The 15,819-nt window shown below is 39.7% G+C and carries 8 protein-coding genes, 1 tRNA gene and 2 rRNA genes; 9 read left to right on the top strand and 2 right to left on the bottom strand.

The window, feature by feature from the left end; all coding sequences use genetic code 11:
- The first annotated feature begins 2 nt into the window (after nucleotides 1-2).
- From rrf (MXE38_RS10670) to MXE38_RS10640, 7 genes are all read left to right on the top strand, one after another.
- A 5S ribosomal RNA gene (rrf, locus tag MXE38_RS10670) occupies nucleotides 3-118 on the top strand.
- 13 nt (nucleotides 119-131) lie between these two features.
- Nucleotides 132-208, top strand: a tRNA-Asp gene (locus MXE38_RS10665).
- Nucleotides 209-242: 34 nt separating this feature from the next.
- Nucleotides 243-358 (top strand): 5S ribosomal RNA (rrf, locus tag MXE38_RS10660).
- Nucleotides 359-962: 604 nt separating this feature from the next.
- Nucleotides 963-2,444 (top strand): tagaturonate reductase, encoded by a 1,482-nt coding sequence (locus tag MXE38_RS10655; RefSeq protein ID WP_246914592.1) that lies wholly within the window; start codon nucleotides 963-965, stop codon nucleotides 2,442-2,444.
- A 236-nt stretch (nucleotides 2,445-2,680) separates the two neighbouring features.
- On the top strand, nucleotides 2,681-4,168 hold the full coding sequence (locus MXE38_RS10650; protein ID WP_246914590.1) for an altronate dehydratase family protein: 1,488 nt from the start codon (nucleotides 2,681-2,683) through the stop codon (nucleotides 4,166-4,168).
- Nucleotides 4,169-4,996: 828 nt separating this feature from the next.
- Nucleotides 4,997-6,955: an MATE family efflux transporter gene (locus tag MXE38_RS10645; protein WP_246914588.1), complete on the top strand. Its 1,959-nt coding sequence runs from the start codon at nucleotides 4,997-4,999 to the stop codon at nucleotides 6,953-6,955.
- A gap of 1,095 nt (nucleotides 6,956-8,050) precedes the next feature.
- On the top strand, nucleotides 8,051-9,250 hold the full coding sequence (locus tag MXE38_RS10640; protein WP_246914586.1) for an amino acid aminotransferase: 1,200 nt from the start codon (nucleotides 8,051-8,053) through the stop codon (nucleotides 9,248-9,250).
- A 115-nt stretch (nucleotides 9,251-9,365) separates the two neighbouring features.
- Here MXE38_RS10640 and MXE38_RS10635 read toward each other — a convergent pair whose 3' ends face one another.
- Entirely contained in the window at nucleotides 9,366-10,310 is a 945-nt protein-coding gene (locus MXE38_RS10635; protein WP_281503199.1) for a 1-phosphofructokinase family hexose kinase, read from the bottom strand.
- Nucleotides 10,311-10,555: 245 nt separating this feature from the next.
- On the bottom strand, nucleotides 10,556-11,743 hold the full coding sequence (locus MXE38_RS10630) for a polyamine ABC transporter substrate-binding protein (RefSeq protein ID WP_246914583.1): 1,188 nt from the start codon (nucleotides 11,741-11,743) through the stop codon (nucleotides 10,556-10,558).
- Between the two features lie 633 nt (nucleotides 11,744-12,376).
- On the opposite strand from MXE38_RS10630, the gene MXE38_RS10625 reads away from it, so the two are divergent.
- Both MXE38_RS10625 and MXE38_RS12535 read left to right on the top strand, forming a co-directional pair.
- Complete coding sequence (locus MXE38_RS10625; protein ID WP_246914580.1) at nucleotides 12,377-13,282, top strand: DUF2333 family protein; 906 nt, start codon at nucleotides 12,377-12,379, stop codon at nucleotides 13,280-13,282.
- Nucleotides 13,283-13,456: 174 nt separating this feature from the next.
- Nucleotides 13,457-15,304 carry an ABC transporter ATP-binding protein gene (locus MXE38_RS12535; RefSeq protein ID WP_348647383.1) on the top strand — a complete coding sequence of 616 codons (1,848 nt, stop codon included), beginning with the start codon at nucleotides 13,457-13,459 and terminating at the stop codon, nucleotides 15,302-15,304.
- The last annotated feature ends 515 nt before the right edge of the window (nucleotides 15,305-15,819 follow it).

Below are 15,819 nucleotides of genomic sequence, written 5' to 3'. Positions count from 1 at the left end.
TGCTTGGCGACCATAGTGCTATAGACCCACCTGTCCCCATTCCGAACACAGAAGTGAAATGTAGTCACGCCGATGGTAGTGCAACGTACGATTGTGCGAGAGTAGGTCATCGCCAGGCTTAATTTTTATGCGGAGCGGTAGTTCAGCTGGTTAGAATGCCTGCCTGTCACGCAGGAGGTCGCGGGTTCGAGCCCCGTCCGTTCCGCCATCTTACTGAATGTTAATGATATGTCGCCAGTTTTCCTAGCGACCATAGTGCTGTAGTACCACCTGTCCCCATTCCGAACACAGAAGTGAAATGCAGTTACGCCGATGGTAGTGCAACGTACGATTGTGCGAGAGTAGGTCATCGCTAGGTTAAGAATAAAGAATAAACCGCCTAAAAGGCGGTTTTTTCGTTTCTGCCCTCCCAACAAAAAACAACACCCCACAATCCCAATCCTAAAAAACTTTCCTTTTTACCTTCATTTCCATACAGCCCTCTATTTTAAATTGGGTGGTTTTAGCTCCTGCTCTCCCAATATAAAAATAACAAACCCATTCTGCACAAAAACATTCTCTTTCACCTCAACAAAGCATAAAGCTCCTTATTTCAATGCTCAAAGAAGCTGCGCTGGCCATGGTGCTAGCCATTGGTTAGCTATGGCTTTGTCGTGCTTTAGAGCGGCTGATTTGGTGCTTGGTAAAAAAAATTGTTTTTCTTTTCTAATTTTTTACTATAATAGCCTTTAACTGAAATGGTAGTAATGTTAATAATATTATATTAATGCGGTTCCATAACTATCTAGTATGGTAGTGCTAAATATAAAAATTTAGTGATACGTACCTCGTTTTTAGCTGTTAAAGCTTGTTAGAAAAGATTATGGCGCTCTATCATAGTCATGATTGTTATATCTTTTTGCAGGGTCGGTTCAATTTTTACCGAGACATGAGTTTTTGTTAGTAATCATTAAAGAGGCTATATGCAGACTTTAAATCTTTCAATCAAGGCTGATAAGGGTTCATCACTTCCTATCCGTGCTCTACAATTTGGTGAGGGCAATTTCATTCGTGGCTTTATTGATTGGATGATCTATAAAGCAAATGAGCAAGGCTTATTTAATGGTCGTGTTTTAGCATTGCAATGCACTCCACGTGGCAAAACTGTTCCAAAGCTTAAAGCTCAAGACTGTCTCTTTACTACTATCCTGCATGGAGTAAAAGATGGACAAGAGGTTGAGGAGATTGAGGTAGTAAATACTATTGCTGATGCTCAAAATCCTTATGAGCAGTGGGAGAGTATCTTACAAGCTTCAATGAGCCCTGATCTTAAGTTTGTTTTCTCTAATACTACTGAGGCTGGTATTAGCTTTACTAGTGAGCAGCCTTTTAATACTGATGTATGTCCTCAGTCCTATCCTGGCAAGTTAACCCAAATCTTATACGAGCGCTTTAAGGCTGGTTTAGAGGGCTTATGGGTAGTACCTTGTGAGTTGTTAGATGACAATGCTACTAAGCTTAAGGAAATTGTGCTCAAGCATGTTGAAGAGCAAAATTTAGGAAATGACTTTAAAGACTATCTTTTAAATAAGTGCCGTTTCTTAAATACTTTAGTAGATCGTGTAGTCTCTGGCTATCCTGTTGCTAATGAAAGCAGCTATCAAGAAAAATTAGGCTATCAAGACGCTTTAATGGCTTGTGGTGAGACTTTCCACTTTATGGCTATTGAGGGTGATGATGAGGTAGCCAAGGAATTACCTTTTGCTCAGGCAGGTTTAAATGTAGTAGTTGCTAGCGACATTACTCCATATCGCTTACGTAAGGTAAGAATTTTAAATGGTGCTCATACTGCAAACGTACCAGCAGCTTTTATTGCAGGTTTAGACACTGTAGACCAAATGATGGCTCATGAAGTCATTGGCAAGTTTGCCCGCTCTGTAATTTACGATGAGATTATTGCTGCGGTAAATCTTGATAAGCAAATGTTGACCTCTTTTGCTGATGATGTGGTAAATCGCTTCTCTGATCCATCCATGCATCACCAGTTAAGTGCCATCTTAATGAACTCTACCTCTAAGGTAAAAGCACGTATTCTTCCTACTATTTTAGATGCTCGTGCCAAGGGTTGGTTACCTAAGAAGTTATGCTTTGCTTTAGCTGCTTATATTGCCTTATATAAGGTAGCTACTGGCGTTCCTGTTCAGGTAGCAAGAGAGCAGGGTAAGAGCGGTGAGTTTGTTGATGATGCCTATGCTGTTCAGGTATTACAGGATGCTTGGTCTCATTATAACAAGACTGAGGCTAGCGCCTTATTTACCGTAAAAGCTGTTTTAAGTGATGTTAAGCTTTGGGACTGTGATTTATCCTCTGACTTAGATTTAACTGCCTTAGTAGCACGCTTAACCCACGCCATTATTTCAGATGGCATTATTGATACCATGTTAGATTTGTTAGAGCACAACTAATTACTTTTAAGGTGCTGTAGCTCAAAGCTCCAAAATAAAGGGCCTTAAGTTTATATCTTAAGGCCTGTGATCCTAATTAATCCTAGGGGCTAATTAGCCCTAAGTTTCTAAATAATTAATTGCATTGTTTTAAGCTTTTTGTGGATAGATCTATCCTAAAGCACTTCTATACTAGTATACATTGAGGCTAAAGCTTATAAACAATTTGCTCAATAGTTTGTTTGTCTGGATACAGCATGAAAGCAATTATTATTAATAATGGCGATAGTGTGGCTGTTGCCTTACAGAATCTCAAAGCTAATGAAAGTATTAATTTAGCAGGTCAAGAGATTGTTCTTTGTGATGATATTACTCGTGGCCATAAGTTTGCCATCAAGAATATTGCTTCAGGTGAAAGTGTAATTAAGTATGGTTACGCTATAGGCCGTGCTAAATGCGATATTAAAGTAGGTCAGCATGTTCATAGCCACAATGTTAAAACTGATCTACAAGGCGCTGGTTGCTATGCTTATCACAAGCTACCAGAGGCTTCTTTAAAGTCAGTTGATGCTTATTTTGATGGCTATGTAAGAGCTAATGGTGATGTTGGCATTCGTAATGAAATTTGGATTATTCCAACTGTATTTTGTGTAAACAACGTTGCTCGTGTCTTAGAAAAATATGCTAATAAGGCTATTGCTAGTGGCAAGTTTGGCAATGTAGATGGCTGCTTGGCTTTAACTCACCCTTATGGTTGCTCTCAAATGGGAGAAGATCAAAGCACTACTCAAAAGGTATTGGCTGCTTTAGCCTCTCACCCTAATTGTGGCGGTGTACTGATTTTAGGCTTAGGTTGTGAGAACAATAATATTGGTGTCTTTAAGCAATTTTTAAATCTTGACGATGAGCGTCTCATGTTCGTTAATTGCCAAGATGAAAATGATGAGGTTGAGGTTGGCTATGAGGCTATTGATACTCTCCTAGCTAAGGCTAATGTTTGCACTCGTCAAAAGACATCCATTTCTAAGTTAAGAATAGGTCTTAAGTGCGGTGGCTCTGACGGTTTATCTGGAATTACTGCTAATCCTTTAATTGGTCGTTTAAGTGATTTAGTAGTTGGTTCTCAAGGTACTTCAGTTATGACTGAGGTTCCTGAAATGTTTGGCGCTGAGCAACTATTAATGAATAGAGCCAAGGATGAGGCAACCTTTGATAAGTGTGTAGCTTTAATTAATGACTTTAAGCACTACTTTACCTCTCATGGCCAGGTGGTTTCAGAAAACCCAAGTCCAGGTAATAAGGCTGGCGGTATTACTACTTTAGAGGATAAGTCTCTAGGTTGTGTGCAAAAGGGTGGTAGTGCCACTGTAAGTGATGTACTTAAGTATGGTGACGTTTTAAAGAGCACTGGTTTAAATCTCTTACAAGGTCCAGGTAATGATGGTGTTTCTTGTACTGCTTTAGCTGCTGCTCACTGCCATATGGTTTTATTCTCCACAGGTCGTGGAACTCCTTTTGCCACTGCTATTCCTACTATTAAGATCTCAACTAATAGCGAACTTTTCAATAAGAAAGGAGCTTGGATTGATTTTAATGCAGGCCAAATTGTTGAGGGCAAAGACTTTGATAGCTTGTCTATGGAGTTATTAGATTACGTCTTACAAGTTGCCTCAGGAAAGCTTACTAAGTCTGAGGAAAAGGGCTATCACGAAATTATTATCTGGAAAGATGGCGTAACTATGTAAATAGTTTATTCTCCACAAAAACATCAAACCTACATTAATTACCAAACTAAGCGCTATGGGGCTATCCTATAGCGCTTTTTTTTTGGGGGGCTTTCATGGCCAAGATCCTAGGCTTGCCTAATGGCAAGCCAGGGCAGCCAAAGCCGCCCTGGCGACTTGGCTACAAGCCCTAGCTTGCTTTAGCTGCATTACCCTGCGTTAAGTAGGGGAGCTTTGGTATGGCTAAAGTAAGTGTCGTGAAAGTTGCAGAAAAGATTAATGGCGTATAAAAGAGGGATAATTAAATATGTGTGGTGAGTAGCTTTAGGATGGTGTGCGTGCCTGTAACAGTAGGTTAAAAAAACAGAGCAAAATAGTGTAGTTTTTTAAAAGTTTAATTTGCTTAATCAAGTTCAAACTTTGCTAAAAATTTGCTCTACACCAAATACTTAAATTTTTGATATTTCATCTTAATGATAAGCTTATTTAAGCCAAATTAGCTTAAAATCAATGGTGTGTAACTATGTTTTGCATTATTTGTAAGGTGGGCTATTTATGGATATTGCACCAAAACAGAGCTAGGTTAATATAGTAAACAATCGAATTTTAATAAATTTTTATTACAATCGTTTTAGTTTTCTAAAAGATAGCTATAATCAGCGCAAACAGTTGATCTTAAATAATGATAGTGTTTGTTTTTAGGAAAAAATTAGTGGATAGAGCAGTAGCTGAACATTATTTTGGCCTTGCCCATTCTAAGCTGTTTTATTCTCAATCTTTGTCGGGGATCAAGTACAAGTAGTAGATCCTTTGTAGTTTGTTGATTAATTTATTTTGAGCGTTTGTTCAATGCAAGAACTCGAAAAACAACATAGCCAAGAGTCAAAACTCTTAAAATCTTCCCATACTGAAAATCAGCTCCATAATGATGATGAAGTCCTTATGGCTCAAGCTATTCATCAAGCTCAAAGCCTTGATGAGGCTTTAAAACTTCAAGATCAAGCGCAAATTCAAGCTACTTTAGATAATAAGCAAGAGCATCAATCAGGCAATAATTATGATGCTTTTGAGGCTTCTTACCCTGCAGGTAGTGATGGCGCTGATGTAGCTTGGACTTTTGAGCATGATGAGGCTGCTAAAGTTGGCGTTAATGCCGCAGCTCCTATTGTTGTCTCTACTAATAACCAGGCTCTTGAGGCGGCTAAAATTGCAGCTGTATTAGCAGCTGAGGCTGGTGGTGATAAGACCATTCAAGAGGCTGCTGCTGTGGCAGCTGCCGCAGCTGCTGCTGGTAACAGTAATATTGATGTGAATGTTTATTCACAAAATAATTTGACCAGTGATCATGCAACTAAAGCTGAAATTAATGCGGTTAATGATGAGCTTGATAAGAGCTTAAGCAAGCTTGATCTGCAAGAGCCAAAGCGTTCTTTATTGTCTTTGACCTGGCCAATCTTTATTGACCTGTCATTGCACTTTGCTACCTTGATTATTAATACCATCATGGTGGGTATGGTTTCAGTTAAAGCTGTAGCCGAACTTACTATTGGTAATCAGGTTTTTGATTTAGCTCTTATTATCTTTAACTTCTTTAATATTGGTGTATGCGTAGTATGTGCTCAAGCTTTGGGTGCTAATAATAAACGCTTAGCACGAAGGCTAATCCATGTAGGTTTAGGTGTAAATCTTATTATTGGTACCATAGTGTCGATAGCTATCTTTATGGCTTCGGGCTTTATTGTAGATATTATGCAGGTACCAGAGGAAATTAAGGAAAGCTCACATAATTACTTGCAGATCTTATCCTTATCTTTCTTACCTTTATCTATTTGTTTAGTAGGCTCTGCTATTTTACGTGCCCATAACTGTACTCGTGATGCCATGTATGTTTCCATGTTGGTAAACATCATCACAGTTATTGGTAATACCTTATTCTTGTTTGGATATTTAGGTGTTCCTGTAATGGGCGTAGAAGGTGTGGCTATATCTACTGTGCTTAGTCGAACTGTAGGTTGCTTGGTATTCATTCCTTTAATCATTGCACGTACTAATACTAGAATTATTCCACGCTTTATGTTCGTCTTTAGACGCAAGATCATTAGTTCTATTTTAAGTATTGGTCTGCCAGGTGCTGGTGAAAACTTATCTTGGCATACTCAATATATGTTTATGACTGGTGTGATTGCCTCTATGGGCGCTATGGCTTTGGCTACCCAGGGTGTTTACTTCCAAATCGTTCAAGTATTAATGCTCTTTAGTATCTCTATTGGTATGGGTACTGAGCTGTTAGTAGCTCACTATACAGGCGCTATGAAGCTTGATTTAGCCAACAAGCAGCTCATAAAAAGCGTAAAGATTGGTGAGGTAGTAACTTTCTTATTAACCTTCTCCATGCCTTTAGGTACAGGTGCTTTCTTAGTATCATGCTTTACTGATAATGCTGAGGTGCTTGCTATTGCCTCTGGCTTGTTCATCATTACTGTCTTCCAAGAGCCAGGACGTATTTTGAACATCATTATTATTAACTCATTAAGAGCAACAGGTGATACTACTTTCCCTGTCATTATGGCTGTGATCTCTATGTGGGGTATATCAGTACCATTAGGCTGCTTCTTAGGTCTTTACTTAGAGTGGGGCTTAGTAGGTGTATGGATTGGCTTTGCTGCTGATGAGTGGGTACGTGGTATTGCCATGTTGTTACGTTGGAAGTCATTAGCATGGCAAAAATCAGCCAAGCGCATTTATGAGCAAACCTTAATGCAAGAGCGTGAGCGCTCCAATCTTAAGACTGCCGCTCAGGTGCAATAATAAGCACATAAGCACATAAGTTCTTAAGTTATTTACAAGACGCTTGGTCTATCTTAGGCCAGGCGTTTTTTATTGTGTTTATGTATCAAAAACCAGCTTTAGTTGATCTTAAGTATTGTTGATCTATCGGTACATTACTTACGTTAGAAAGTATAAGAAGGGACTAGTCCTACTTTCAATGTTGCTTAGGGTTAAGTGCAGTGAACGTGGTAGGCCAGTGCTTAAGTCAGAGTCTGAGCTTTGGCTCAGTTCTGGAGATGATCCAGGGCCTGAGCTTTGTTGTGGTTATCTTATTGGTAAGCTATGTTAGCGCAGGTGTGGTTGTTTGAGCTGATACAGGTAAACGGGCTTGTCCTAGCGCTTGGTAAGAGGCTTTTTACTGGTATTAGCTTTTGCTTGCATGGCATGAGGTTAAGCGAACATGCAATTAGGCGAGCTAGCAAGCAAGCGCACTAGTGAGAGTTACCGAAAGTTCGTTTACAGACCAACTAACAATTAAAAATGATAATGTTAGCCTTAAGCTAGCTCATAGTTGTAAACGAACTTTTGGAAACTTTTACCAGCAAGTGAGCACAGTGAGTAAAAAGCTTGCAGATCTTTTTGGTGGTTTAAGTACGACTTTTTTGGGCGTTTCTGTGGGTAAGATGGGCTTTAAATGGCCAGAGGATGGGGGTAGGGCATAGGAGTGTGGGATTGAGGGGCTGGTAGGTGCTAATGTGGTGCGAAAATAAAAATAGCGCTCAAAAGTGGTGCATTAGTTATGAGGTTTTAGAGGGGAGATTGGGGGATGGTATTGGTCTGGAAAGGGCATGGGTATTGGCTTTGTGAGCATTTGTTAGATAAAAGTTTTTAAAGCTTTAATGATTTATTAAAGTGCCAATTTTTGTGAGCTTGCGCAATTTTTATCATTCACTTGCATATAATAGACAGGCCAGTTAAGAGTTCTGTTTGAAATTTACTATCTCTCTTAATCAGGCTGCTTAAGATAGTACAAAGAGGGGACTATCTAAGTACAGGTGTTAACCAGAGCCATTAGGCTCTTAGTAGTTAAGGATTGAGGCATCTTGGTGGATGCCCAATATCAGGGACTAAAATATGTTTTTTGATCACTTGGAATTAGCTCCAGCAGATCCAATTCTTGGTTTAACTGATGCTTTTAAGGCCGATACCAATCCTAAAAAAGTTAATTTAGGCGTAGGCGTTTACCAAAATGAGCATGGTGTAACTCCTGTTTTAAAGTGCGTTAAAGAAGCTGAAAAGATTCTCGTAGAGACTGAGCAGTCCAAGAGCTACTTACCAATTACTGGTTTACCAGATTATGGTCGTTTAACTCGTGAGTTATTATTCGGTAAGGACAGTGCCTTAGTAAGTGACGGTCGTGCTGTAACCTGCCACTGCCCAGGCGGTACTGGTGCTTTACGTATTGCCGCTGACTTTATCTATCAGCAGCACATTGCTAGCCGTGTTTGGATTTCTGACCCAACCTGGGGTAACCACTTCCAAATCGTTGAGGCTGCAGGCTTAAAGACTGAGCGTTATCCTTACTACGATCGTGCTGCTCATGCTTTAGCATTTGATCGTATGTTAGATACCTTAGAGCAAGCTAGCGAAGGTGATGTAGTTATTATTCACGCTTGCTGCCACAACCCAACTGGTATCGATCCAACTCCAGAGCAGTGGGATCAAATCGCTGACTTCTTAGCTCGTAAGAAGTTATTACCATTAATCGACTTTGCTTATCAGGGCTTTGGTAAGGGTCTTGAGGAGGATGCTTATGGTGTTCGTAAGATCCTTGAGAAGAATAGCGAAGTATTAATTGCTTCTTCTTTCTCCAAGAACTTTGGTATGTACAATGAGCGTGTTGGTGCTTTAACTGCTGTTAGCGCCACCAAGGAAGTTGGTACCAACGTATTATCTCAGATTAAGCTCGCTATTCGTTGCGCTATTTCTAACCCACCAGCTCACGGTGAGAAGGTTGTAATCACTGTATTATCCAACCCAGATTTACGCCTCATGTGGGAGCAAGAGTTAGCTGAGATGCGTGAGAGAATGTCACGTATGCGTAACCTCTTAGCAGAAAAGCTCAAGGCTGCTGGCGCTGGCGACTTTGATTTCATTACCAAGCAAAATGGTATGTTCTCTTTCTCTGGCCTTACCAAGGAGCAGGTAGAGCAATTACGTGCTGAGTTTGGTATTTACATTGTAGGCTCTGGCCGTATGTGCGTAGCTGGTATCAATGACGAGAACGTTGATTACTTAGCTGATGCTATTACTAAGGTAGTTAAGGGCGCTTAATACATAAGAGTAGCCAACTAAACTAACCTAAAGAAAAAAGAGAGTCAGGTTTAAAACTTGGCTCTCTTTTTTGCTTTAATGGGGGATAAAACTTAAAGTTTTAGGCTTAAATTCCTTAAACTAAGGCCTCACCCCAGTCTGAGTGATCTGACATTTGCGCTCTTAGCTTTTGGACAGTTTCTTTAGTAGCGATACCGTCAGTAGTAGCAGTGGCTGAGCCTGTAGCTACGGCCATGTAGGCAGCACTTTCTAAAGAGTTGGTATTAAGATAGTCGGATAAAAATCCAGCTATCATAGAATCGCCAGCACCAGTTTTATCAATCATCTCGCCGCCAGGTGCAGGGATACGATAAGAGTTTTGTTTCTCATCCATAAAAATAGCACCATGCTTACCCAAAGATACCAAAATATTTCTGGCACCTTCTGATTGGAGCATATGACAAGCTTCCAATACAGCACTAGCATCAGTAAGTTTTAAATTAAGGTAATCGCTAAGCTCTTTTAAATTTGGCTTAATTAAAAATGGATGGTATTTGAGGACATACTTGAGCTGATCTGCTGGAGCATCAACAATTACCTTAGGCTTAGATTCAGGCTTTAAGTTTTCAAAGAAAGTAGCATACATGTCTTGAGGTAAGGATGGTGGAAGCATGCCAGCTAGCACCAGATAATCCTCAGCCTTTAAATCAGAGATTTTGCGCACCAAGTATTGGATGTCGTCAGCACTAACCTCTGGACCTAAGCCATTAATACTAGTTTGTAGCGGCTGCTCTTTAATGCGTACATTAATTCTGGTACGACCACGACGTACTCTAATAAAGCCTGTTTTTACACCAGTAGCTGCAGTTAGTCTCATCAGCTCATCGCCAGAAAAGCCTGCAACAAAGCCATAAGCTGTTGAGGTTACGCCTAGGTTATACAGCATGATAGAAATATTGATGCCCTTACCACCAGGTCTTAACTCTTCTTTAATAGCACGATGATTTTCGCCTATACGTAAAGGAGTTTGTAACTGCATGAGCAAATCAAGAGATGGGGAGGGTGTAACTGTATAGATCATAGTAAAACCTGCTAAAACCAGTTAATGCTTATGAGCTCTATGACCAAACCACAATAATAAGTTTTTTACTAAAATGGTTTGCCTATGAGAGTAATGCTGTAATCACCTAAAAATGCCTAAGGATAATAAATTTGTGCTTATTAATTTATCACTGTTTGGCGCTCTCTACCAACAAAAAAGCAACTTCATTACAAAAATGAAGTTGCTTTTCGTGAAAGCAAGAACTTAACTTGCTACTCGCTTTGTTATTCTCCAGATGAGGAAATAACATTATTCCAGGTGCGAGTCATTAAGCGCTCAATTTGGGTTGGAGGTACTACGATGTGCATGCGTTTGAGTGTTTCCTTGTCGTAGTAAATACCTTTATTGGAGGTGATTTCTTTATCTACTAATGGGGTAGCATCAGCGTTAGCATTAGCATAGCGTACATAGTTAGAGATTTTAGCAATAACCTCAGGACGCATGATATAGTCTAAAAATAAGTGCGCATTAGTAACATTCTTAGCATCTTTAGTAATAGCTAACATGTCATAGCCCATAAGAGCACCCTCTTTAGGAATAACATAAGCAATATGGTCTTTTTTAGCCTCTAAAGAGCGTTGATTAGCCAGTTGTGCGTCACCTGCCCAGGCTGGGGAAATGCAAATCTCACCTGCGGCCAAGTCATTAGAGTATTGTGCTGAATGGAAGTAACGCACATATTTACCCATAACCTTTAACACCTCGGCAGCAGCTTCATAGTCTTCTTTGTTTTCAGATTCTGGATCTTTGTTAAGGTAAATTAAAGCAGTACAGAGCATATCAGATGGAGAATCTAAAGAGGCTACGCCGCATTGAGAGAGCTTTTTTAAGTACTCTTCTTTAAATAAGACATCCCAAGAGTCTACTTTAAAGTCAGGGCCCATAATAGCAGCTACTTTAGCTTCATTGTAGGCAAGACCTGTAGAGAGTTCCATATAAGGAATACCGTAGGTATTATCTTTATCAATGGTAGCAATTTTAGCCATCTTATCTTTATCAAGATGCTTAAGATTAGGAAGCTGACTCTTGTCTAAAGGCAGGAGTAAGCCCGATTCTCCTAGACGCTTTAGTACATGCAAGGATGGCGCAATAATGTCATAGCCGCTATTACCCACCATAAGCTTAGCCTCTAACACTTCGTTAGAGTACATAACATCATAGTGAACTTTAATGCCAGTCTCTTTTTCAAAGTCAGTAATCACACTAGGGTCAATATAGTCAGACCAGTTAAAAACAAAGAGCTCTTTGGATTCTTGGTCGGAGGCAAAGGACAGAGAAGTTAAAGCCATCATGCTAAGGCCTAAGATAAAAGATGAGGCTTTGCGTCCTGGTGTAAATGGGCGGGCGTGGGAGGTCTTGTTAAAAAAACTAGATTTAACAGAGCAGATAAGAGAAGAAAATTGTATTTTCATAAGTTTTTGCCTTATTGTGCCAAGCCTAAAAGCTCATGCTCAAAAGTTTGCAAACTAATACTTACCAAGATTAATCTTAGTAAAAATACACGATAAGACTTAGCTTTTTAACTCCTTAGTTTTGGTCAAACTAAGTATAGTTTGTCTGTTTGGTAAAAGTAGTAAGTCTTAGGGTGCTTAACCATCTAATATATAAAAAACTCAAATAAGAGTCGTAACTAACATCCATATTTCACTATGGCGTTTGGTTATCTATCCATAATATTAAACCTAAAATAAACACAGTGCTTATGTGATCACTTTTGGTCAGATTATAGATAGACCAGCATACTCCAGAGTTCAGAGCAAGAAAAGAGAGATAAATCGCACAGATAAGATCTTAGTTAGAATTTGCTCATTTTTAGCTAAGTTAAAAATGCTAATATGGTATCGGTAGATTGTTCTCTATCGCAAAATTGCTTATTCTAACTTTACTAACTGTCATAATCAGTCAATCACATGCTAGATCTATTTAGCAAAGTAGGAATCACAGCACTAAGGCCGTACCCGACTTACAAGCTTAATGAGGTAGTATTTAGGCCGTACAAATAAGCTTGGTTGAATATTAATATGAGCCTTATTAAGGAGATACAGATGGATAAGGGTAAACTTGCACGTTATGGCTTGGGAGGCGTATTAGGCCTCGTATTATTGTGGATTGTCGCTGTTGGTTTATTTACCTCTCCACATAGCAAACCATTTAAGCCAGAGGCTGCTACAGCACAAGCTACAGATCAAGAAAAAGCAGTAATTATTGCTCAGGGTGTAACCTATGCTATTGACCAGGAGTTGTCATCTTTCTTTGGATTTTTACCAAATGATTTAGTTGCTCCATGGTTTATTGATAATACAACTTACTTCCAAAGAGGTGTGATTTACGCTACCCGTCCAGCCTCTGATTTGATTGCTAAGGATGTAGCTCGTTTTGGTAATAGAGATACTATTGATCAGCGCTTAGCCGATGCTACTTCTCGTTACTTTAGTTATTCAGAAAATGTCTGGGGCTTTTTATTTATTTACGATGCTGAGGGCAAATATCGTCAAGGCATTAAGAATTGGGCAGATTGGGCTGCCTCTGTTGGCACTAATGCCAAGAATGCAGGCGTGTTTAATTTGAGGTCAGATGATGCCTACAATATTATTAAGTACTGCATTGCTATGACCGATTATGCCTTAGGTATGATTAATGACAATAATGTAGGTCACTTTACTGCTGATAATAATATTTACTTTGCTAAAGGTATTTGTGCGGTAACTGCTAATGTTTTCCGTGCTTTATTAGCTGTAGATAATACTGTAGCTGAGCGTGGTGGTATAGAAAATGTGCAAGAGGCTTTAGCTCGCTTTGATTATATCGAGGAATTTGACCCTCTATATGTTACTGCTGGTGGTAATAAAGTAGGCGATGCTATGATGCCTAACCATATTGCTGCTATGGGCCGTCACCTTGATATTGCTAACAACCGCTTAGAAGATATCTTGTCAGCTTTAGCTCGTTAATTAGTTGTAATTTAAATTTTTAAAAAAGTTGGTGTCTTAATCAGGCACCAACTTTTTTTATCTAAGCGCAATAGATTTTCAAAAAGATTTAAATCACTAGCTGGGATCTCTATAATTATCTACACTACAAGCATTATGCATGCTTGCAATTAAATAGGTATTACTAACTTTAGTGTGGGGGTTATCGTGGATAGAATATGGCACTTTTTTGAGCGCTTAGTCCCTCCTTTTCCAGAAGATTTAAAAGGAGAGCCTCCAAAAGGCTTAATTAACTTTATCTTTTTTTACACTAAAGGTTTATGGCCTTTTTTATTTTGTATAGCTATTTTGACCTCACTGATGGCTGCTGGTGAGGCGCTGTTTTTTATTTGTTTAGGACTGATTGTGGATTGGACACAATCAAGTTTGCCGTCTTTTTTCTTAAGTGAGCATGGTAATAGCTTAATCGCCATGTTGCTTATGGCAGGCTTTATCTTGCCTATTGCTACTATTGTGCACTCGCTCTTATTACACCAAACTGTTTCTCCTAATTATCCTATGCAAATTCGCTGGCAAGTACACCGCTATTTGCTAGGACAGTCATTGGCTTTCTTTACCGAAGAGTATGCTGGCCGTGTCGCTAATAAGGTGATGCAAACTGCTATGGCCGTGCGCACCTCTGTGCTTAAGCTTATGGACGTAGCTGTCCATTTAGTAGTTTATCTGGCTACTATGACTTGGATGTTAGCTGATTCAGACTATTATTTAGCTATTCCGCTGTTATGCTGGCTTGTCCTTTATAGCACTGCCTTACGTATCTTTATTCCTAAATTAAGAGCCATGGCACAAAGGCAAGCTGATACTAGATCTGACATGGTGGGTCGTATAGTTGATAGTTATGTAAATATTTCAACAGTTAAGCTTTTTGGCGGCAAAGGCAGAGAGAGTAAATACGCTCAAGATTCAATGAGTGACTATATCAAGACTGAGTATCTGGCCTTAAGAATTTTGACTCTGTTTGATGTCTCAGTGCAGCTTATGAATTATGCCTTACTAATTTGTACTACTGCTCTGGCACTTTATTTATGGGCGAATTTTTTAATTACCCCAGGTAGCATTGCCATTTCCATTGCCATCTCCATTCGTGTGATCAATATGTCACGTTGGATGATGTGGGAAATAGGTGCCATTTTTGAAAATATTGGTACTGTCTACGATGGTATCAACACTATTGCCCAACCTGTGGCTATTGAAGATCCTAAAGAGCCTAAAAAGATAGACAAGATTGTGGGCGATATTGAGTTTAAGGATGTATCTTTTGCCTATCGTAGCGATAGAACTATCTTAAAACATGTTAATTTTAAAATTAAACCTGGCGAAAAGGTAGGTATTGTTGGCCCATCAGGTGCTGGTAAATCTACTATGATTGCACTGATGCTGCGTTTTTATGATGTAACCTCAGGTCAGGTCTTAGTCGATGGCATCAATGTTAAAAATCTTAGCCAAGAGGACTTACATGAAGGCTTTGCTATGGTGGCTCAAGACCCTTCACTCTTGCATAGAACAGTAGGTGAAAATATCACTTATGGTGTCTCAGTGTATACTCAAGAGGAATTACATAAGGCTGCCATCTTAACTGATTCTTTGGACTTTATTAAAAATCTATCTGACTATAAAGGAGCCTCTGGTTTCGATGCTATGGTAGGTGATAGAGGTGTTAAGCTCTCAGGTGGACAAAGACAGCGTATTGCCTTGGCTCGAGTAGTAATGAAGGGAGCTCCAATTTTAATTTTAGATGAGGCTACCTCAGCTCTTGATTCAGAGTCAGAACATGTTATTCAAGAAAACCTAGATTCTATTATGGAAGGTCGTACCGTACTGGCTATTGCCCATCGTTTATCTACTCTCCTTAAGATGGATCGTATTATGGTGATGGATCAAGGCACTATAGTTGAGGTGGGCACTCACGATGAGCTACTAGCCAAAAAGGGCCTTTACTACCACCTCTGGCAACAGCAGGTAGGAGGCTTTATTGCAGGCTAAACCAGCACGCATGCAAGCAGGGCAGCAAGCTTAGCTTAAGTCAGTTGCGCAACCAAGTTACTTACCGTTAGCAGCAAAGAGCTTCCAAGGCTCTCAGAGTGCAAGCGATGCTAAAAGCGCTGGAGATGTTAACGGCTAACTATTAGCTAGCAAGTGGCGATGGGTAAGAAAGTTATGGCTGCACTGTCAGTGGCAAGAGTGCTATTAGCTATTAAGAGCCCTTGCTTTGGTGGTGGTGCGGGCGCTATGGAGAGTTGTTCATGGCTCAGGCACTGTTACACTGTGAAAGGCTAATGCCTTGCCAGTAGCCACAGTACTGAGTAGAGCCCATGTTCTGTGAAAAGCCCTAATACAGAGTAGGGCTCATGCAATGTGGAGAGCTATGGCATACCTGTGTTTAGTAGCAAAAAATCATGAATGCATTATACAACTCTGATATTTATCAGTGCTAGCTATAATTTTGTCTTGTAAAAATTTTTTATACTTGTAGGGTGTCGTGTAGGGGCAAACATGAT

It is taken from the genome of Anaerobiospirillum sp. NML120448, from assembly GCF_023050945.1.
Classification (GTDB): domain Bacteria; phylum Pseudomonadota; class Gammaproteobacteria; order Enterobacterales; family Succinivibrionaceae; genus Anaerobiospirillum.
Note: the sequence above shows the minus strand (reverse complement) of the source record. Positions and strands in the feature narration are given on the sequence as shown.

Coding starts and splice junctions, on each gene's coding strand:
- MXE38_RS10645 (WP_246914588.1), top strand. CDS start 4,997: ATGCAAGAACTCGAAAAACAACATAGCCAAGAGTCAAAACTCTTAAAA.
- MXE38_RS10635 (WP_281503199.1), bottom strand. CDS start 10,310: ATGATCTATACAGTTACACCCTCCCCATCTCTTGATTTGCTCATGCAG.
- MXE38_RS10655 (WP_246914592.1), top strand. CDS start 963: ATGCAGACTTTAAATCTTTCAATCAAGGCTGATAAGGGTTCATCACTT.
- MXE38_RS10640 (WP_246914586.1), top strand. CDS start 8,051: ATGTTTTTTGATCACTTGGAATTAGCTCCAGCAGATCCAATTCTTGGT.
- MXE38_RS10625 (WP_246914580.1), top strand. CDS start 12,377: ATGGATAAGGGTAAACTTGCACGTTATGGCTTGGGAGGCGTATTAGGC.
- MXE38_RS10630 (WP_246914583.1), bottom strand. CDS start 11,743: ATGAAAATACAATTTTCTTCTCTTATCTGCTCTGTTAAATCTAGTTTT.
- MXE38_RS10650 (WP_246914590.1), top strand. CDS start 2,681: ATGAAAGCAATTATTATTAATAATGGCGATAGTGTGGCTGTTGCCTTA.